The organism is Acinetobacter sp. AOR18_HL (assembly GCF_027855145.1).
Taxonomy (GTDB): Bacteria; Pseudomonadota; Gammaproteobacteria; order Pseudomonadales; family Moraxellaceae; genus Acinetobacter; species Acinetobacter pittii.
This window is the reverse complement of sequence record NZ_JAKTIG010000012.1, coordinates 37,087-56,758: the sequence shown is the minus strand read 5'-3', so window position 1 is coordinate 56,758 and position 19,672 is coordinate 37,087. Positions and strand designations below refer to the sequence as shown.

The window sequence follows — 19,672 nt, the reverse complement described above, 5'->3', positions numbered from 1 at the left end:
AATGTAATCAAACAAAATCTTTAATTTCTTCTAAACTTTTCGATGGCTCAAACCACATAAAGTCATAATCAGCCACATCATGAATATAAAATGGATCATTTTTCATGATTTCTTCAGCTTCTTGAATCGAAGAGCTTAGAACTAAAATTACTCCACCTACTCTATTTTCTCGGCGCCCCGATGCCAGAAATTTCTTTTGCTCATAGTAATGATCTAAAAATGCAATATGTTCTTTCAATACAGCATCAACTTCGGCTAACGGTTTTTTATAGGTCAAGGTAACAACAATCATTTCATTCTCTTAAAGCAAGTAGCGCATGACATAGCTTATTCGATAGTACGCCTATTCCCCCAATTCATCCATACCAAACTCCCCACAATAATCACCCCACCTAACAGCACCATTATTGACGGTTTTTCATTTAAGAAAAGCACAGCCAAACTCATTGCGACAATAGGCGAGCAATACAAAAAATTCGATGCAATCGTTAACGGCATATTTTTAAGTACATATCCCCAAAGTACATAAGCCATCGCACTTGGGAAAATACCCAATAAGATAACCGACATATTGGCTTGCCAAGTGGCATGTAAAATTTCACTAGGCAAATGAGCACTATAAAAAAGTAAAGGAAGGGTTCCGAACCAAATGATGTAGCACATCATGCTCAAGGCATCATAATTTAAAGCAAATTTCTTATATAAATTAAAGTAGAGACCCCATGCAATTGCAGCTAAAACAATCAATAAACTATAAGGACTAGGTACACCAAAACCATGATCTCCACTGACCACCAACACGGCGCCGCAAAGTCCCAATAAAATACATAACCATTGTTTGAAACTGATTTGTTCCTTAAAAAGCAAAGCTGAAATAATAAAGGTAAATAACGGAATAGATTGGCTTAAAATACTAGAGGCAACCGCAGTCACATATTGCTGCCCTGTATTGATAAGCAGATGATGCAGCGTCACAGAGAAAAATCCTAATACAGCAAGCGCAGGAATATCTTTCCACTTTAAAGGTTGAATGCCTTTTTTCATGACCAAAAGCAGTAAAAAAAATGATGCGATCAAAAAGCGGAGCAAGGCAATGTGCTGCGGTGTATATGAATGCAAGGCACTATGTACGCCAATAGGTGAATAGCCCCAACAAAAGACAGTCACAGCAATACATAAATAGAGCTTAAATGCGGGAGGCTGGGTTTCGGCAGCAAGAGAAATTGCCATGTTAAATCTGCACTAATGAAATGGAACTCTTTCATCATATGCGCATGGATAGTTGAATAAAATTAACTTATATTGAGTTAACTATTCATTAAAAGTGAATGATAAAACATGGATATCGCTCAGTTAAAAATGTTCCAAACCGTGGTTGAGTGCGGAACAATGGCTAAGGCATCAATGCAACTGCATTGCGTACCATCCAACATTACAACACGAATCAAACAACTCGAAGAAGAACTAGGCACACCGCTTTTTTATCGAGAAGGAAAAAGTTTAAACCTCACTCCATCAGGAGAAATTTTCCTAAATTATTGCCATAAAATTTTAGCGCTATGCGATGAAGCGAAACGAAGTATTCATCCTGATGCACCACCCTCTGGCCCATTAAAAATTGGGGCTATTGAATCTTCTGCCACAACTCGCCTCCCCAATTTACTTGCGAAATATCATCAACGTTTTCCAGAGGTTTCCATTCAAATTATTACAGGCACATGGAAACAGTTATTAGTCGATATTTCTCAGCACAAACTTGATGGTGCAATTGTCGCGGGCAATATTGATTTTCCAATGTTAAATAAGCTCGGTATTTACCAAGAAGATATGGTCTTAATTGCATCTCACTCTTTGGGAGAGATTCATTGCCAAGAAGACCTGATTGGTAAAGAAATTTTTATGTGGACTGAAGGCTGTCCTTACCGTGCAGCCCTTGAAGAATGGCTTAAACTGAAGAATATCTCTCTTCCCATCACCAGCATTACCAGCTATGCCACGATTATTGGCTGTGTCAGTGCAGGCTCAGGGGTGGCTCTGGTGCCCAAGAGCATTTATGAGCAATATAAAAATTTGGCCCATATCCAAAGTTATAAATTTGAATATCTTGCTTTTATGCAAAATCACTTTTTCTGGCATAAAAATGTGAGCAACCATAAAGCCAGAGACATGTTTATAGAATTGATTAAGACTGAATTTAGCTTATGAATCATTGCAGTGATTGGTTTAGCGCTATTAAATGATGATTTATCGTAATCAAATCGTATGGGTTTTATCTCATTGCAGTACAAGCTTTATTTTTAACAGTAAGATCACCACTTCATCTTTTGATTCTGGTTGGGGAGATTGATCCATATGAAAACCTTACAAGTGTTATGCGTTGCAAGTTCTATATTGGCTTCATCAACCTTATTTGCAGAAACAACACAGCCACAACAAGTTGTTGAAACGACACCTAAAACACAACCTTATGGTGACAATCCTAGCTTAGGGCGCGTACTGTTGTATAAAACAGGCAAAGGCATACAAAATTTAGGAAACTCTATTCAAGGTGCTTCTGAAAAAACATCAAATAAAATTAGTGAGAAATGGCAAAACACCAAAGAATTTACTGCTGAAAAAGCAGAAGTCGTTCAACAAAAAGCAGATACAGCTAAAGTATTTACTGAACAGAAAATAGAGCAAGCCAAACAAAATATTACCAGTAGTCGAAATGGTGAAAATATCCCGATCGAGCAAGGTGAATTAAGTAAATCGAGCACAACAGCTAACTAATTTTTTGGATAGCGCGATAACTTCGCGCGCTTATAAACCCAGATATTCATCTAGAAATAATGTCATTAAGTATAAGAAAGCTAGGAATCTGCCTTATGAATAATCAAAAACTCCTCTTTTCAACACTATGCTGCTTAGCATTAACTGCATGTGCGACCTCTACACCTCCTTCATCTTATTCTCAAGCACAAGTTTTAGAACAAGATACGAATATCGAGGCTTATCCCTCTACCACAGGTAATGTAGCCAAACTCATTAAACAAGATAAACAGGCTTGTATGATTGAATTTACTGGCTATTTAGGGGGTGGACATGTAACTGAGCACTGGACTTTTAATAATAATGGTCTGATTTCAGCGACCTCATCGACTATGCAGTATCCTGATGAATCAGGCATATTAAATCAGGCAACCAACTCCACAACCAAAAGCTCAACGACATTTAATATTCAAGATCCAGAAATTCAGAATAATTTCAAGAAACTCCAAAACAACTTTAATCCAGCGAATCTAGCAAAGTGTAATTAATACTTTTTACATAAAAAGCCCGTTGCAGAAGTTACCCTTTGCAACGGGTTATAGCTATTTAAAAATTTCTTGGACCTAATTTAAAAAATTATAAATAAGCTATTAATTAATGGTTAAACCATTTGTTGCTGCCAGTAAATCAATACGTGGGAAAACCAAGCCCGTTCTTGAATCAGTAATTGGTTTACCTGTCGTTTTTAAACGGCTGATGGTTTGATCAATACTTTCTGTTGGACTCACGCTATTCGCTCGTAACAAAGCAATTGCACCTGCCACATGTGGTGTCGCTTGAGATGTACCGCCCATGGTATAACCACCCGCCGTGATCATTGCTCCTGGTGCTAATAAGGTCACAAGACTACCACCATTACTAAAGCACGCTACCTTATCTGCCGCTGTGGTTGGGTCCGAACATTTCACTGGGTTCCCCCATGACACACCACCAATATTACTATCATAAACAGCCCCTACTCTTACTGCACCAGCAACACAGGCAGGAGATGAAATTCCATCTGAAAATGCATCATTGCCTGAAGCGACTACAGGCACCACACCAGCAGCTCGTGCATTAGCAAATGCAGTTCCATAACTGCTATCACTACACTCCGAGGTATATTTAACACCTGGTACGCCAAGGCTCAAATTCACCGCTTTAATATTATAGGTTTGTGCATTATTTACAGCCCAATTAATCCCTGCGAGGATATCACTATCATAAGCTGTGCTTACCCACTTACCTTGGGATCTCACTTTTCTAAAGACATCAATACCTATAATTTTGGTTTTGGTAGCAACCTTAGATACGATGCCTGAAACATTACTCCCATGCCCATCATCATCTAAAGCGCCATCATCTGGTGCACTATCAAATGAATAAATCACTCGACATGTGCTTGATGGTGTATTTACTGCCGTACAGCCAAAATCAGAATGAAGATAATTCACACCTGTATCAATTACTGCCACACTAGAGCCTTCACCCGTAAAACCATTGGTATTCGCTTGTGGTTGATTAATTAAAGGTAAACTTTCATTGGTCGTAGTCTGGTTAATACGGTTCGGATAAACCGCTTTAACATTTGGATCATTTAATAAAGTCACCAAAGCTTCGCGATTACTAATTCGATAGAAAGCTAAAGGCAAATTATTGTAGTCCCGAAGTACTTGGACACCACCAGCACGGTTAAACCTTGCCTGTATATTCTTTTTATTTGTTGCAATATAACTCCGCCGCTCTAAACCGGAAGGCACACTCACCGAAGGAATATTGTATTCGACGATTAAATCATTCGAATCATTATTGACCAAGGCATCCAAATCGATTTTGCCCTGAAATACTTTTTGTTTTGCTGCTTGATTTAACCGCTGTTTAGCACCTTGAGAATCTAAAGGAAGAGCGGATGCAGTTGTACTTAATATCGTACATAGACCTAATAGAAATAACGTTTTACTTTGCATTATTTTTCTCCGTAGTTTTTCAACTAACAATTTGCTTATTTCGCTTTTATTTCATTTGCTGGATCTTTTTCTGGATCAATCGGTTGAATAGAAAGATCACTTTTTGTGTCATAAAAAGGAACAGTATCAGCTGATACCGATTGAGGATAAGTTGAATGTTGAGATAGATTTTTAGGTTGAGTAGGCTCCTTAAGTTTAGAAAGAAAGGACGATGTGTCTGGTTGTGGCGAATTCGACTCATGTAAAGCAGAATTGAACACATCAGATGCACCACTTGTTGGCTTAAGATAGAGAACAACGGCGACCAAGCCGACCAATACAAGAAGGGAAGCAATAATTTTCATCTGTCATATCTCTGTTTTTTTGTTTATAGATATCTATTTTTATTTTTGATTATTCGAAATAAAGTGCTATTTCTTTAAATATATTTCATGTGAAATTTCTATTTCATGAAATATACCAACCTGAGAAAAGCTAAAGTACTTTTTCCCGAATAAGCAAAAATACAGTTCTGCCCTATACATTTATATTTCTGGCAGAATATGGTTCAAAAAAGTGCTAAAAAAACACTCTATTCTCATAATAAGCAATAATTATGCCGTTTCCTCTAATAAATAATTAGATTCACATCACATTTAAAGATATAAAGGACAAGTCGAGAAAAACCGAAAGAGAAAAAATTAAAGGATATTTTTTAAAAAAGGAAAGATAAGCGAGCTTAATTAGAATATCTAACAAATAAATGTTCTTTTTCACTTTATTATTAATTTTTATTAATCTTCACAATTTATCCCTAGTCTGTTTACTCAACGTAACACTGTTGTAACATTTTGATGAAGACAGTTCACAAGACTATATTCCCTTGGCTATGATTCGTTTGCGTTTATGAAATACCTCACTAAAAGGGTATATTCTTTGAAGGATATCGCAATGAAAATGATGAAAACAGCTATCGTTACTGCAAGTGTTCTTGCTTCTGCCTCTATTTTTGCACAAAGTGCGGGTGTTAATGCAGGTGCTTCTGCTCAAGTAAATGTACAACCGGGTGGTCTTGTTAGTGGCGTAGCCAACACAGTCAAAAATACTGCTCATAATGTAGGTAGCTCAGCGAAGCATGCTGGTCATGTAGCGGCTGACACTACAGTTAAAGCAACAAAAAAAACAACAGGAAAAGTGACTGAACTTTCTTCTAAAGCTGCAAATGGTACAAAACATTTTGCTGCCGAAGCTGCGACAGGTACTAAAAATGTAGCAACTAAAGCCGCAACTGGTACAAAACATTTTGCTACCGAAGCAGTAACAGGAACTAAAAATGTAGCGACTAAAGCTGCAAACGGCACTAAAAACCTAGCAGTTGAAGCGAAAGCTGATACAAAAGCAGGTGTTGATGCTGTAAAAGCTAAAGTTGCAGAAAAACAAGCAGATCAAAAAGAATTTACTGCTGAAAAACAAGCTAATGCTCAAGCGCATGTAGATGCTGTAAAAACTCGTGTAGCTCAAAACCAAGCTGAGCAAAAAGAGTTTGTAGCTGACACAAAAGCAGATGCTCAAGCAAAGTTAAATGCAGCTCAACCAGTACATGCAATTAATGCTCAAACTGGTGTAAATGTTGGTGTTAATGTTGGTCCTGTTGGAGTTAACACAAACGCAAATGTAAATGCTGGCGCTCAAGCGTCTACACAAAAAGCTGAAAAGAAATCTTTTATTAAAGGTCTTTTCGGTAATAACTAATCCGTTATAAATAAAAAAGGGCAATTAATTGCCCTTTTTTATTTCTCAAAATCAAGTATTCAACTCGTTTCAGTTAAAACTAAGCCTGCACGCAAACCAAGCTTCACATTTGGGTTTGGAAATAAAATCCAGACCTGATCTTGCTCAACCACATAATTACCAGAAGGTTGAGTTGCAATGATTTCACCTTTGGTAAAAGTCGAAAAATTCGGAGCTTCAGCAGATAAATTCATCTGGAAGTCTTCATCTTTTTTAATTAAAGAATCAGACACTTTAAAGACTCGAATTTTTGTTTTATTGCGTAGCGGTAAGGCTTGCTCAGAAACTACATTACGAATAACTTCATCAATTGCAGCAAATTGGCTCAAGTCATTTTGTCCAAATGGCAAGGCTTTGCCTAACTCTAAAGTTGCGCTCGCCGCTTTAAAATTCTCACTCGTAAAATGTGTAAACGTTTTACCTACCGCATTGTGATAAACCAAAGCATCTAAATCGGCTGCTTCAAGACTTGCTGTTAAATCAGCATCATAGCCATGCGTTTGATATGGAAATAAAGCAAACGTTGGTAACAATGAAGCACGAATTGCTGTGTGTAAATCATAGTGATAGCGTTTAGCATCACTTGCACTTTCTTGAAAGAAATTTGTGACAACTTGCTCTAAAACTTCAGCACGCTTTGATTCTTCAGACACGCCTAGAGTTTTATATCCACCACAAAATATTCGATTTACATCGTCATGCACATAGCGTTTGCCTTGACGCATTGCATAAGGGTTACCCAATACAAGCAGCAACCTCACAGCAAGGTTTAAACGCCCTGCAAATAAATCCGTGCAAAGATGAGATAATAATTCAATTGGTGCTGTTTCATTACCATGCACTCCAGCTGACAGTACGACAGCTTTGTCGTACTGTGCGTTTGGCGTACATTCAAGAAGTCCTTCACCCAACCAGCGCCAAGAAAAATTATTTTGTTTTCCTTCGCGAGTTGTAGGCTGCTCACCTTGTAAGGTTAGTGCTAGAAAATCTTGCATGTCACCTCCTCATTATTTTTGGAAAGGATAAACCGAACCCAAACCTAAAATTTTGGTCAGTTCGTCAAGTGCCATACGGCTTTCCATTAACAAATGTGGATCAGCCAAATCTTCTTGTGCTAAACGATCACGATAGTGTTTATCTACCCATTGATTGAGTGTGCCAAACAATTGATCATTCATTAGAACTTTTGGATTTACGGCATTCAACTCAGTTTCGTTCAAAGCTACGCGTAAACGTAGACAAGCTGGACCACCACCGTTACGCATACTTTCACGTAAGTCATATACCTGAATAGCATCAATTGGCGTGCCCATTTGAATCATGTCATTTAAATAGCCCCACACTGCTGCATTTTGACGAGACTCTTCCGGTACAACAATAGTCATTCCACCATCTGGACGAGTCAAAATTTGGCTATTAAATAAATAGGTTGCTACGGCATCGTCTACAGTAACGCGGTTTTCAGGCACTTCAATCGAAATAAAGTCTTCACCGATGCTTGCCATTTTTTTACGAATTTCAGCAAAAGCCTGATCTTGATTTAAAAAGGCATGTTGGTGATGGAATAAAACCTGTTGGTTACTTACCGCGATCACATCATTATGGAAAACGCCCTGATCAATTACATCCGGATTTTGCTGAACAAAAACGGTATGTGCATCATCTAAACGGTGCAAACGTGCAATTGCTTCACTTGCCTCGCGCGTTTGTCGAGCCGGATAGCGTTTTGGTCCCGGCAAGCCATTATTTAAATGTTGTTGACCATAAACAAACACCTGAACACCGCGCTTAGCATAATCACCCCCTAAACGATTGTGATTGGCTGCACCTTCGTCACCAAACAAAGCCACTTGTGGCAAGGCTTCGTGGTGTACAAAGTGGCGTTCATTTTTAAAGATGGCTTGTAAAACTCGGCTTGTAGTTTCAGCTTCAATTGAACGATGAAACTTATTGTTCAGGTTCGCTGCTGTGAAATGCACACGCTCATCTTGGCTATCTGCCGAAGGTGAAACAGTAGCCGCATTGGCAGTCCACATTGGAGAAGCTGAACTTAAAGATGACAATAGTTCAGGTGAATGACGCATTGCTTGAGCAATAACGCTAATGTCATCACCTGTAAAGCCTAAACGGCGTAACATTGGAACATGTGGACGCTCATGCGGAGCAAGTACACCTTGTTTCATTCCCATGTCAGCCAAGGCTTTCATCTTTAGCAAACCTTGTTTCGCTGCTAATTTTGGATTCGAGGTATTATTACGGTTTTTTGTCGATGCTTCATTACCAAACGACAAACCCGCGTAGTGATGTGTTGGTCCCACTAAACCATCGAAGTTTACTTCATATCCTTTCATTTTTTTCTTTCCCTAGTGTTTAAGGCAACACAATCCCTGGAGATAATTTTTCTGGTAAGGTTAGGCTGTCACTTTCAAGTGATGCCATTGGCCAAGCACAATAGTCGGCAGCGTAAAAAGCACTCGCGCGGTGATTACCTGACGCCCCTACACCACCAAACGGTGCAGCACTTGAAGCCCCAGTTAATGGCTTGTTCCAATTCACAATACCGGCACGCGCTTCAATAAGTAAGTCATCAAACAGTTCACGTTTTGGTGAAACCAAACCAACTGACAAGCCAAAACGAGTTGCGTTAGCAATTTTTAATGCTTCATCAAAGTTGTCATAACGTTGAATGGTCGTAAGCGGACCAAAATATTCTTCATCCGGAATATCTTTCACGCCTGTTACATCAACAATACCCGGAGTAAGTAGCGAGCTGTCTTCTTGAGGACGTGTCATGGCTAATAAACTTTTTGCACCCAACTCAAGTAATTTTTGCTGAGCATGCATCATGTTTGTTGCAGCAACTGATGAAATCACACCACCCATAAATGGTTGTTGCTCGTCGTTCCAACGGCCAACTTTTAGGTTTTTAGCAACTTCAACAAAACGTTGAATAAATGCATCACCTTCAGCACCATTTTTTACCAAAATACGGCGCGCACATGTACAACGCTGACCTGCCGATACAAAAGCAGATTGAATAGCAAGATTAACTACTGCATCAACATCGATAATTTCATCAATAATCAATGCATTATTGCCGCCCATTTCAAGCGCAAGAATTTTTTCAGGTGCACCTGCCATTTGCTTATGCAAGTGATAACCAGTGTTTGCACTTCCAGTAAACAATAAACCATCAATTTCATGTGAAGCAGCTAGCGCTTCACCCGTGGTACGTCCACCTTGAACCAAGTTCATCACACCATTTGGCAGGCCAGCTTGCTGCCAAAGTTTTACAGTTTCTTCAGCAGTCCATGGCGTTAATTCACTTGGTTTAAATACAACTGTGTTGCCAGCAAGTAATGCAGGAACAATATGCCCATTTGGTAGATGGCCCGGGAAGTTATATGGGCCGAAAACCGCAAGTACACCATGCGGACGATGACGTAAAGATGCTACACCATCGGCCATTTCAGTTGAGCTTTCGCCTGTACGCTGGTGGTAAGCACGAATCGAAATCGCAACCTTGCCAATCATTGATTGAACTTCAGTTAAAGTTTCCCAAAATGGCTTACTGGTTTCTTGGCTAATGACTTCTGCTAAATGCTTTTTATTTTCTTCAAGCAAAGCGGCAAATTTTTCAACAATCGCTACACGTTCTGCAAGGGGTAAACGCGCCCAAGCTGGAAACGCAGTACGCGCTGCCTGACAAGCTTGCTCTACATCAGTAGCAGTAGCCTCGGCACCTGACCATACAGTTTGGTTATCAACTGGATTTGTTTTTTCAAATGTTGCGCCGCTGCCTTGTAACCAGACACCGTTTATAAATAAAGAGTTTGACATCAGGATACTTCCATTGGATTTAGTGATAACACACGAACAACGTGACCTTCTTGTACACCGAGTTTTTCAGCTTGTTCATGTGTTAAATTTATTGTGTTATCAACAAGATCAAGCTTTAACAACATTGCCTTATAGTCATGATAATTATCATTGGCAATGAGATATTGGGTCTTACCGACCGCAGCTTCACTTGTAATTTTGACGTTTAGTAACTGACTTTCTTTTACTGCTCGCAATTCATCAATATTGGCTTCAATGGTTGGACCCGCATCAAAAATATCGACATATCCTTGATAGCGTAAGCCTTCCGACTCAAGCACATGATAAGCAGGTAAAGTTTGTGGATGCATTTTTCCAATTACCTCTTGCGCATCTTTTGGCAAGAGATCTACATAGACTGGGAAACGTGGCATAAGCTCTGCAATAAACACTTTTTGCCCAATTCCACTTAAATAGTCTGCTGTTGAAAAATCCATATTAAAGAAATGGTGACCAATCGCATCCCAAAATGGAGAACATCCATTTTCGTCTGAGAAACCCCGCATTTCAGCAATTAACTTTTTCTCGAAATATTGCTTAAAGGCAGCGATAAACATAAAACGGATTTTCGATAAGAATTTACCATTTTGGTTTTCACGACGCTCTGGATCTAAAAATAATGTACAGAGTTCACTACTACCTGTTCTGTCATTACTTAAAAATAAAGTAGGTAATGACTTATAGACATTTAATGCTTTTGAAGCGTGTACTTGAGTACCAACATGAAAGTTGTACCAAGGTTCAATGAGTCCAACAGCAACTTCAATTGCGCTTAAACCAATAACACGTTGAGCTTCTGTATCTTCGAGAACAAACAGATAACCTTGTTCACTTTTATGGACATTGCCATTTAAAGTATTGCGAGTACGTGAGATTCGAGCCGAAAGTGTATCCATATTTTGTGGCAAGGAAGTCAGGCCTACACCCGACTTACCTGCTAATTTATAAATATCTTCAAGGTCTCGAAACTCGGCATGACGGACGATCATCATGGCTAGCTTTCCTTTTTTTTATTTAGCCAACTTTGCCAATGCGCGTTTTAAACGAGCAATTCCTTCATCAATATCTTGTTCAGGAATAATTAGAGACGGTGTAAAACGAACCACGTTAGGTCCTGCGATTAAAGCAAGTAAACCTTCTTCGCCTGCCCATGTGGTAATGTCTTTCGCTTTCCCTGCATACTCAGCTTTTAATACACAACCAATGAGTAAGCCCTGACCACGAATTTCTTCAAAAATCGAGTACTCAGCATTTAATTTATTTAATGCGTCGATGAAATATTGATGACGATGTTTTACACCCTCAAGCACTTCAGGCGTATTAATAAACTCAAATACTGCACCTGCAACTGCACTTGCTAACGGGTTACCACCATAAGTCGTACCATGTGTACCCACTGAAAAATGCGGAGCAAACTTATCTGTTGTTAACATTGCACCCACTGGGAAACCACCGCCTAGTGCTTTTGCAGTTGTTAACACATCGGGAATAACACCAGAGTTCATGTAGGCATACAGTGCGCCTGTACGGCCTACACCGGTTTGTACTTCATCAAAAATAAGTAAGGCACCAAACTCATCACACAGTGCACGTAAACCTTTTAAAAATTCGATGTCAGCAGGAATAACGCCGCCTTCACCTTGGATCGGTTCAACAATGACTGCACATGTTTGCTCATTAATTACCGCTTTTGCAGCTTCTAAATCATTAAAGGCAACATGGTTGATACCGTTTGGAAGAGGTGCAAAGTCTTGTGAATATTTAGGTTGACCACCTGCTGAAACGGTAAATAAGGTACGGCCGTGGAACGCATTGTTAAATGCCACAATGCCACTTTTGCCAGTAACGCCGCTGTCGAGTCCAACTTTACGCGCCAGTTTTAATGCCGCTTCGTTCGCTTCTGCACCTGAGTTACAGAAGAAAACCTTGTCTGCAAATGTATTTTCGGTGAGTTGTTTTGCAAGGCGTAGAACGGGTTCATTTGTATAACCGTTACCGACATGCCAAAGTTTTGTTGCTTGTTCTGTTAAAGCATTCACTGCCACTGGATGCGCATGACCTAATGCGTTTACTGCAATCCCGCCTGCAAAATCGATATATTCTTTATTTTCTTGATCCCAAATACGTGAACCCTCTCCACGTACCGGAATGAAATTTGCCGGTGCAAAAACTGGAACCATCCAGTCGTTAAAGTTGCTTCGAGTTACAGAAATTGGCTGTTCCATGCTTACCTCAGTATTTATTTAATATATTCGATAACACTTAAATTTGAATAATTCAGAAAAAGGGAATGAGCAAATAAACCCTATAACATCCTTTATATTTGCTCAAACCACTTTTTCTAAAGTAATTTCCGCAGATTAGCCTGGGAAAATACCGCGTTCTTTACGAGCTTTTAAGATACGCTCACATGCCAAGATGTAAGCTGCTGTACGTAAAGTACAAGCGTTGCTGTTCGCTGTATTCCAAACGTCATCCATAGCTTGAACCATCAACTTGTCTAAACGCTCGTTGATTTCTTCTTCGCTCCAGAAGTAGCTCGCCATGTCTTGAACCCATTCGAAGTAACTTACAGTTACACCGCCGGCGTTACATACCACGTCAGGAACTACAACAATGCCACGCTCAACTAATACATCTTCAGCTTTAGGATATGTCGGGCCGTTTGCGCCTTCTAAAATCAACTTAGCTTTAAGTTTTTGAGCACGTTCAACAGTGATTTGGCCTTCTAGTGCAGCTGGAACAATAATGTCAACTTCAGCTGTCCAGAAATCTTCGTCAGCAATTGATTGCGCGCCAGCAAAGCCACCAACACCTTGGTTTGCATTTACGTGATCACGTAATGCTTCAAGATCAATACCATCAGCATTGAAAATTGTGCCAGTGTGATCTTGAACGTGCGTAACTTTCGCTTTTGATTCAACAAATAAGAAAGCTGCTTCACTACCTACGTTACCAAAACCTTGAATAGCAACTTTCGCGCCTTCAATTGGTAAATTAATTTTTGCTGCTACTTCACGACCTGTAACGAATACGCCACGACCAGTTGCTTTCACACGACCTAAAGAACCGCCTAAGTGAACTGGTTTACCAGTTACAACACCAGTTACAGTGTGACCTTGGCTAGTAGAATAAGTATCCATCATCCAACCCATGATATTGGCATTAGTACCAACGTCTGGAGCAGGAATATCTTTTTGAGGCCCAATAATATGACCAATTTCAGTCGTATAACGACGAGTCAAACGCTCTAATTCACGAGTTGATAATTTACGTGGATCAACACGGATACCACCTTTTGCACCGCCAAATGGCAAGTTCAAAACAGCAGTTTTAATTGTCATCCATGCAGACAACGCCATTACTTCATTCAAATCAACATTTGGATGGTAGCGAACACCGCCTTTACCCGGACCACGAGACAAGTTGTGTTGTACACGGTAACCTTCAAAGTGCTGGATCGAACCGTCATCCATCACGATTGGCACGTCAACAATAAGCGCACGCTTAGGACGTTTTAAAGTATCAATATAATCAGCTAAGTGTTCTAAATATGGCGCTACACGGTCAATTTGTGCCAAGTAAGTTTGCCATGCATCGCTATGTTCGTTTACGTATGAAAGATCTGACATCTTTTTTCCTATATACCTTCATAGACTCAGATTTGATAAATCCGTAGTCTTTATTATTCAGCAACTAAAACTTTGCAATAACAAAGTTTTAGTTTATTTACTAAACCTTCTGCTCTTCTAAAGCATTAGGTTTTTTAAATTCCATTTGTTGATACTAAAAGTATGATCTACTTTTATATATCGATATCTTTTACAAGCTTTCTTTCATTTAACTTACTGTTTATAAAGCTATCTTTATAAAAGCAAAGTTTAACCACAACCCACTTAATCCAGTCGGCTGAAATATAAATACAAAAGAAATGGCATAACCGTTTGGGAGTTAAAAAGAACGATGATTTATAAAAAAATCATATGTCCATAAAAATTATTTTGACTAATCGATAGATCCCTCCATTAGTCTTTTTAAAAATAAACATTGTTCAATAATGCTACAGATTAATTATCTCTACACATACCGCTTAAAATTAAGCCGGAACATAGCTATAAAATCTTCCAATAAATATAGCATAGAGCACACTCATTTAGAACATTTTAAAATAAATAAGCAGAGAAAAAATAATCAAATCGTACTAACCCTTATAATAAAAAAACAACAAATATTAAAAAAAGCTTAACTTTAATAAAAAAAATTTATAGAAAACATAAAATCATAATTTTAAAAAATATACCAAATTTAAACCATAAATAACAATAACTTAAAAATTAATTATCTTCATAAAATTGTCAAAAAATTATACCTTCTCTACATTAAATCCATAATAAGTCCATTTCTAATTCATATTTCATAAAATCCCAAAAACCTCTTTATCAAATAACCAAGCTAAACATAGACTTAATCAAATATTAATAATAAATAAATATTAATAAGAATCCGATAAATGGTAATTTTACAAAACAATATTTGTTTTCATGATTAAAAATAAAACTTCATTTTTAAAAAAAATATATAAATTCCTTCTTTTTTAACTTCCAGTAAGACACAAAAAAGGCCCCTTACGGGACCTTTAAAAAGACATTCTTTAGACTCTAGAAAGCTCAGCTCTGCACCAGATCTTTCTTTCGATAAAAAATGAAGTAGCTTGCATAGCATAGAAGTATAAAAACAATACAACAGATAAAACCAACTTGCATGGATGGGTCAAAGACCATACTGATGCAGGTAACGAGACAGAACAACCCACCCACAATTGGGGTAAGAGGGAAAAGAGGTGCCGCGAAACGCAAATCTTTTGCTGTTTTTCCTGACTTATACCACTGTCTACGAAAGTTAAACTGCGAAATACAAATCGCAATCCAAACCACAACCATCGTAAAAGCTGCAACCCCCAATAGATTCTTAAAAATTGTTTCTGGTGCGAATTGTTCTGAAAGCAATCCAGGAATTGCACCAAACATAGTTACAGTAATGGCAACAATCGGTGTTCCAGAAGGAGTTAATTTAGAAAATATTTTTGGTAATTGATTTTTCGCCGAAAGCGACCACATCATACGTGAAGCAGCAAACAAACCAGAATTTGCAGCAGAAAGTAAAGCCGTAATAATTACAAAGCGGATAATATCTTCTGCATATGGAATACCAATATAGTTAAATACCGTCACAAAAGGACTATTACTTACTTCATTTGCACTAAGGCCTGCAAGCTGAAACGGCAGTAATGAACTAATCACCACAATTGTACCAACAAAGAAAATTAGTAACCGCCAAATAGCCGCATTGATTGCTTTAGGAACTGTCTGTGCTGGATTCTCAGCTTCCCCCGCCGCTACCCCAATTAATTCTGTGCCCGAAAAAGCAAAGTTAACAATAAGCATAGTGGCAAAAATTGGGAAGAGACCGTTTGGGAACCAACCGTGGGCAGTCAGGTTACTAAATAATGGCGCTGTTTCATGTCCGTGGTAAGGAATAAAACCAAAAATTGCCAGTAGACCCAAACCAATAAAACAGATGATTGTAATAACTTTAACGAGTGCCAACCAGAATTCAGATTCGGCAAATAATCGAGTTGAACTGATATTAAGGAAAAAAACTAAGGCACCAAAAAAAAGAGTCCAAGCCCATACCGAGGTAGATGGAAACCACTCCTGCACCAATAAAGCCGCTGCAGTAAACTCAGTCCCTAAAGTTGCAGTCCAAGTTAACCAATAGAGCCAAGTAATCATATAGCCCGTACCCGGACCAATATAACGACGTGCGTATTCACCAAAAGAACCTGATTCCGGCACATGAACCGCAAGTTCACCAAGGCATAACATCACGGTATAGGCAATTAAACCGCCCAAAAAATAAGAAATAATTGCGCCAATTGGGCCTGCTTGGGAAATTACATCACCAGACCCTAAAAAAAGACCTGTACCTATGGCACCGCCAAGGGAGATCATCACCAAATGTCGAGTACTCATTGCTCGTTTCAAAGGTGCAGAACTTCCATGTTGCGATGCATCATTATTCCGATAATTTAATGATTGCATATAAAAAACTGTAACGACAATTTAGTAAAAAATCATTTTAGGAGAAAAAAATAAATATGCAATTATCTTTGAATAGTGAACTTATTTTAACCAAGCTCTTCATGTAAAAATAAAATATATAGAAAAAACATTTAGTTATATTTTTTTATAGCTATATCTGTATTTTAATTAATCTCATATTATTTCGACAATTTATGTAATACAAAAACCCATTTATCTTTAAATATAGCATTTATATATATTACTGCTTATGCCTACTTTAAATACAGCAGATCACTATATAATAAACCTACTATTTATTTAAATAATGAGTTTTAAAATAATATACAAATAAGTTTATAAAAAAATATTTTTTAAGCAAAAAATAAAGCCCAAACCTAAAGGTCTGAGCTTTATTTAAACACTATAAAGTTTTAATAGCAGATGGTGGTCAACTGTTCTGTAGGTTGAATTGAACCTTCCGTAAATTCACACAGTCCTTGTTCATCACAAGATAAATTTAGTTGCTTATAGCTAATCGCTAAAGAATCCGAATATTTTTTGATTACAAACGGACTCACATCCGATGTTAAGGGCTCTTCACGCTTGAACAATTTAATAATCTTACGATCATTCATCGCTAACAAATAAATTTCATTATTTAATTCAATGTGCACTACACCAGTTTGCTCAGCCACAATTGGAACCAAATAAGATTTATTCGCCAGTAGAGTATCTACTGTATAACTTTCAAACTTTGAATTGATGAGGTTAAATACCAAAATTAAACCAAAGCTAGTCTGCAAGCCTTCTCTATAATTTGCATCTTCTTGAATTCGCTGCACTTTAATACCGAGCTTTTGAAAGTCCAACTGAGTTGCTTGATTTGTTTTTATCAGACTACGTGTAATAGCCTGTTTAAGGGGGTTATCAAAATAACGTTCATCTAACTGAAAATCATTTTGACGCAATATTTTTAACAACATTTCATCATGTTGGGTAAGAACATGCGCAAGTACATTACGGAAGTAAAACTTACTTTGTTTTTTGACCTTACGAACTTGCTGATAAAAATAGATTTCATTAAAATCATGTTCAATAAAATCATGTAATAAACTTGAACTAGCCAATACAGACAATGCTTCATGACCAGTAAATGGCAAATGAATCGTATGTAAGCTTGGTAACAGCTCTTTTATTTTTAAATAATGTTCGCGATCAATTGAAAAGTAAGGGTCATAAACAATAATGTATTCACGTGCTGCATCGACATCTTGCGGCTGAATCTGCATATCTTTATTTGCTATAGCATCAAAAAACTCAGCGTAGCGTCGGTCTTCAACATGCTCTGGATCAATTGAATATTGAGGCACAAATGCAATCACACGGTTCATATTCAATAAATTAGAATACTTGATTGCGGCATAGCCGCCCATTGAACCGCCATAACCCACAATATTTTTAAAGCCTTCTAGAATAGGCGAAATTGCTTGTGCCAGCTCAATCATGCTTGCTTGAGGAAACCATGATTTTTGTTTTGGCATAACCCCAATAACATTATATTGGTATTTAATTAGAGACTTTTCAGCATTGATAGATAAGCCACTCGCTCGGGTAATCAAATCGCCAAAAGAGAGAACTAATGTATTAGAATCGCCTGGTAAAAAAATGGCTCTAATGTGTTCGTCTTCAAAAATAATTTGCTTATCCATGCTCACACCGAAAGAAAATTTACTCCCACATACAACGTCAAAAATGAAACAAAATAGGTGTTTTGCCAATTTATGATTGCGGAGTATCTTATTTTATAGATGCCAGTCAGATTAAAAAGCGCAAAATATGACACAATCCTTACATCCTGCCGCTCAAAAAGGCTTCAGTTCAGCTGCTGAACTATATCAGCAAGTTAGACCCAATTATCCCGCAGAAATAGTAAGTTGGCTGCAAAATTGCCTACAAATACAGGAAAACTCTACTGTTATTGATCTTGGATCGGGTACTGGCAAATTCTTACCCTACTTAAAACAAACGCATGCAGATGTTATTGCAGTTGAGCCAATTGGCGAGATGTTACAGCAGCTTCAACAAGTTTATCCTGATATCAAAACATTACAGGCTTTTAGCCATTCAATTCCTGTAGAAGATCATAAAATTGATGCCATTATTTGTGCGCAATCTTTTCACTGGTTTGACAACCTTGATACCCTAACAGAAATGCATAGAGTATTAAAACCAGAAGGACATTTAGGGCTAGTTTGGAATCAACGAGACGAACGTACAGATTGGGTCAAGGCTTTAGCTGACTTCCTACTTCCACTTGAAGGTGACACACCTCGTTATCATAGTGAAAAGTGGAAACGCGTATTTGAACAACAAGATTTATTCGTATTTGATAGCCTACAAACATTCACACAGTCACAACACGGTTCTGTCGAACAAGTCGTAAGCAAACGTTTACTCTCTACGAGCTTTATTGCTGCAATGACTGAAAAAGATCAATTACAACTCAAAGCACAGTTTGAAAAAATTGTTTATGATTTTACGGGATTAGGTCCTCTAGATCAGATTGATTTTCCATATGTCACATATGCATATCACTTTCAGAAAAGTACGTTACCCGTTAAATAATTAGTGAATAGGTTTGGTTGAAAGTTATGAAGAAAACACCTCAAATCATATTAATGTCTTTGCTTTGCTCTAGCCTATTTCTGACTGCTTGTAAAAAAGCGGATGAGCCTGCTAAGACGGAGCAACCTTCTGCCACCTCATCTACCGATCAGGTTTTAGAAAAACTAAATGAAAGACCTGTTAAGACCTTCCCTGCCACTGCTGATGATGCACACGATATTGCGCTCTTAGAGGATTATGACCGCCGCTTTACAGAAATGAGTGACGAGATGGAAAGTGAATTAGCAAAAATGCATGAAGCTGGAACCCTCACTACAGAGTTTGAGCAACAGCGTACTCTCGATAATGTGCGCTCTTCTCTGACCATGTTAAAAGATTTAGATTTAAAAACTGAGCAAGGTCGTTACATTCAGGGTCTACTTTATCAATATTGGGAAAACCAAGAAAAACACTTGAGTGATAAGCAAGCCACTAAAGATGAACAGATCAATGATCTTGCCGACTATTTACAAGCACAAAATCAATTAAAATATTGGAAAGCATCGCAACAGAAATAAG

18 protein-coding genes are annotated in these 19,672 nt (G+C 38.1%); 6 read left to right on the top strand and 12 right to left on the bottom strand.

The features are described from left to right. Positions 1 to 7: 7 nt before the first annotated feature. Complete coding sequence (locus MKL51_RS03340) at positions 8 to 292, bottom strand: YciI family protein (RefSeq protein ID WP_002116836.1); 285 nt, start codon at positions 290 to 292, stop codon at positions 8 to 10. A 35-nt stretch (positions 293 to 327) separates the two neighbouring features. Further along, on the bottom strand, positions 328 to 1,230 hold the full coding sequence (locus MKL51_RS03335; RefSeq protein WP_017481688.1) for a DMT family transporter: 903 nt from the start codon (positions 1,228 to 1,230) through the stop codon (positions 328 to 330). 108 nt (positions 1,231 to 1,338) lie between these two features. Here MKL51_RS03335 and MKL51_RS03330 point away from each other — a divergent pair, with 108 nt between their 5' ends. From MKL51_RS03330 to MKL51_RS03320, 3 genes are all read left to right on the top strand, one after another. Then, complete coding sequence (locus MKL51_RS03330; protein ID WP_017481689.1) at positions 1,339 to 2,205, top strand: LysR family transcriptional regulator; 867 nt, start codon at positions 1,339 to 1,341, stop codon at positions 2,203 to 2,205. A 147-nt stretch (positions 2,206 to 2,352) separates the two neighbouring features. Beyond that, positions 2,353 to 2,772, top strand: coding sequence for a hypothetical protein (locus MKL51_RS03325; protein ID WP_017481690.1), 420 nt, complete (start codon positions 2,353 to 2,355; stop codon positions 2,770 to 2,772). A 95-nt stretch (positions 2,773 to 2,867) separates the two neighbouring features. Continuing rightward, complete coding sequence (locus tag MKL51_RS03320; RefSeq protein ID WP_017481691.1) at positions 2,868 to 3,299, top strand: hypothetical protein; 432 nt, start codon at positions 2,868 to 2,870, stop codon at positions 3,297 to 3,299. 102 nt (positions 3,300 to 3,401) lie between these two features. Here MKL51_RS03320 and MKL51_RS03315 read toward each other — a convergent pair whose 3' ends face one another. Beyond that, positions 3,402 to 4,757: a S8 family peptidase gene (locus MKL51_RS03315; RefSeq protein ID WP_017481692.1), complete on the bottom strand. Its 1,356-nt coding sequence runs from the start codon at positions 4,755 to 4,757 to the stop codon at positions 3,402 to 3,404. A gap of 35 nt (positions 4,758 to 4,792) precedes the next feature. After that, complete coding sequence (locus MKL51_RS03310) at positions 4,793 to 5,101, bottom strand: hypothetical protein (protein ID WP_017481693.1); 309 nt, start codon at positions 5,099 to 5,101, stop codon at positions 4,793 to 4,795. Between the two features lie 586 nt (positions 5,102 to 5,687). On the opposite strand from MKL51_RS03310, the gene MKL51_RS03305 reads away from it, so the two are divergent. Continuing rightward, complete coding sequence (locus MKL51_RS03305; RefSeq protein WP_017481694.1) at positions 5,688 to 6,488, top strand: hypothetical protein; 801 nt, start codon at positions 5,688 to 5,690, stop codon at positions 6,486 to 6,488. Positions 6,489 to 6,547: 59 nt separating this feature from the next. Here MKL51_RS03305 and astE read toward each other — a convergent pair whose 3' ends face one another. The 8 genes from astE to MKL51_RS03265 all read right to left on the bottom strand — a co-directional run bounded on the left by astE (position 6,548) and on the right by MKL51_RS03265 (position 18,198). Then, positions 6,548 to 7,522, bottom strand: coding sequence for a succinylglutamate desuccinylase (gene astE / locus MKL51_RS03300; RefSeq protein WP_017481695.1), 975 nt, complete (start codon positions 7,520 to 7,522; stop codon positions 6,548 to 6,550). A gap of 12 nt (positions 7,523 to 7,534) precedes the next feature. After that, positions 7,535 to 8,878, bottom strand: coding sequence for an N-succinylarginine dihydrolase (gene astB, locus MKL51_RS03295; RefSeq protein WP_017481696.1), 1,344 nt, complete (start codon positions 8,876 to 8,878; stop codon positions 7,535 to 7,537). Positions 8,879 to 8,897: 19 nt separating this feature from the next. Continuing rightward, on the bottom strand, positions 8,898 to 10,367 hold the full coding sequence (astD, locus tag MKL51_RS03290) for a succinylglutamate-semialdehyde dehydrogenase (protein ID WP_005067186.1): 1,470 nt from the start codon (positions 10,365 to 10,367) through the stop codon (positions 8,898 to 8,900). Next, the gene (gene astA, locus MKL51_RS03285; protein WP_002116871.1) at positions 10,367 to 11,398 is read right to left on the bottom strand and encodes an arginine N-succinyltransferase; all 1,032 of its coding nucleotides are present in this window, start codon (positions 11,396 to 11,398) and stop codon (positions 10,367 to 10,369) included. Before astA ends, astD begins: the two co-directional genes overlap by 1 nt. 18 nt (positions 11,399 to 11,416) lie before the next feature. After that, positions 11,417 to 12,631: an aspartate aminotransferase family protein gene (locus MKL51_RS03280; RefSeq protein ID WP_017481697.1), complete on the bottom strand. Its 1,215-nt coding sequence runs from the start codon at positions 12,629 to 12,631 to the stop codon at positions 11,417 to 11,419. A gap of 135 nt (positions 12,632 to 12,766) precedes the next feature. Then, positions 12,767 to 14,038, bottom strand: coding sequence for a Glu/Leu/Phe/Val family dehydrogenase (locus MKL51_RS03275; protein WP_017481698.1), 1,272 nt, complete (start codon positions 14,036 to 14,038; stop codon positions 12,767 to 12,769). Positions 14,039 to 15,073: 1,035 nt separating this feature from the next. Then, positions 15,074 to 16,507, bottom strand: a complete 1,434-nt coding sequence (locus MKL51_RS03270; protein WP_017481699.1) for an amino acid permease — start codon at positions 16,505 to 16,507, stop codon at positions 15,074 to 15,076. 413 nt (positions 16,508 to 16,920) lie between these two features. After that, positions 16,921 to 18,198, bottom strand: a complete 1,278-nt coding sequence (locus MKL51_RS03265) for a hypothetical protein (RefSeq protein WP_017481700.1) — start codon at positions 18,196 to 18,198, stop codon at positions 16,921 to 16,923. A gap of 127 nt (positions 18,199 to 18,325) precedes the next feature. Between MKL51_RS03265 and MKL51_RS03260 the strand changes: the two genes are divergently transcribed. Both MKL51_RS03260 and MKL51_RS03255 read left to right on the top strand, forming a co-directional pair. Further along, positions 18,326 to 19,114 (top strand): class I SAM-dependent methyltransferase, encoded by a 789-nt coding sequence (locus MKL51_RS03260; RefSeq protein WP_017481701.1) that lies wholly within the window; start codon positions 18,326 to 18,328, stop codon positions 19,112 to 19,114. Between the two features lie 26 nt (positions 19,115 to 19,140). Then, on the top strand, positions 19,141 to 19,671 hold the full coding sequence (locus tag MKL51_RS03255) for a hypothetical protein (protein ID WP_017481702.1): 531 nt from the start codon (positions 19,141 to 19,143) through the stop codon (positions 19,669 to 19,671). Position 19,672 lies beyond the last annotated feature (1 nt).

Coding starts and splice junctions, on each gene's coding strand:
- astE (WP_017481695.1), bottom strand. CDS start 7,522: ATGCAAGATTTTCTAGCACTAACCTTACAAGGTGAGCAGCCTACAACT.
- astB (WP_017481696.1), bottom strand. CDS start 8,878: ATGAAAGGATATGAAGTAAACTTCGATGGTTTAGTGGGACCAACACAT.
- MKL51_RS03270 (WP_017481699.1), bottom strand. CDS start 16,507: ATGCAATCATTAAATTATCGGAATAATGATGCATCGCAACATGGAAGT.
- astD (WP_005067186.1), bottom strand. CDS start 10,367: ATGTCAAACTCTTTATTTATAAACGGTGTCTGGTTACAAGGCAGCGGC.
- astA (WP_002116871.1), bottom strand. CDS start 11,398: ATGATGATCGTCCGTCATGCCGAGTTTCGAGACCTTGAAGATATTTAT.
- MKL51_RS03310 (WP_017481693.1), bottom strand. CDS start 5,101: ATGAAAATTATTGCTTCCCTTCTTGTATTGGTCGGCTTGGTCGCCGTT.
- MKL51_RS03320 (WP_017481691.1), top strand. CDS start 2,868: ATGAATAATCAAAAACTCCTCTTTTCAACACTATGCTGCTTAGCATTA.
- MKL51_RS03335 (WP_017481688.1), bottom strand. CDS start 1,230: ATGGCAATTTCTCTTGCTGCCGAAACCCAGCCTCCCGCATTTAAGCTC.
- MKL51_RS03305 (WP_017481694.1), top strand. CDS start 5,688: ATGAAAATGATGAAAACAGCTATCGTTACTGCAAGTGTTCTTGCTTCT.
- MKL51_RS03255 (WP_017481702.1), top strand. CDS start 19,141: ATGAAGAAAACACCTCAAATCATATTAATGTCTTTGCTTTGCTCTAGC.
- MKL51_RS03325 (WP_017481690.1), top strand. CDS start 2,353: ATGAAAACCTTACAAGTGTTATGCGTTGCAAGTTCTATATTGGCTTCA.
- MKL51_RS03280 (WP_017481697.1), bottom strand. CDS start 12,631: ATGGAACAGCCAATTTCTGTAACTCGAAGCAACTTTAACGACTGGATG.
- MKL51_RS03275 (WP_017481698.1), bottom strand. CDS start 14,038: ATGTCAGATCTTTCATACGTAAACGAACATAGCGATGCATGGCAAACT.
- MKL51_RS03260 (WP_017481701.1), top strand. CDS start 18,326: ATGACACAATCCTTACATCCTGCCGCTCAAAAAGGCTTCAGTTCAGCT.
- MKL51_RS03315 (WP_017481692.1), bottom strand. CDS start 4,757: ATGCAAAGTAAAACGTTATTTCTATTAGGTCTATGTACGATATTAAGT.
- MKL51_RS03265 (WP_017481700.1), bottom strand. CDS start 18,198: ATGGATAAGCAAATTATTTTTGAAGACGAACACATTAGAGCCATTTTT.
- MKL51_RS03330 (WP_017481689.1), top strand. CDS start 1,339: ATGGATATCGCTCAGTTAAAAATGTTCCAAACCGTGGTTGAGTGCGGA.
- MKL51_RS03340 (WP_002116836.1), bottom strand. CDS start 292: ATGATTGTTGTTACCTTGACCTATAAAAAACCGTTAGCCGAAGTTGAT.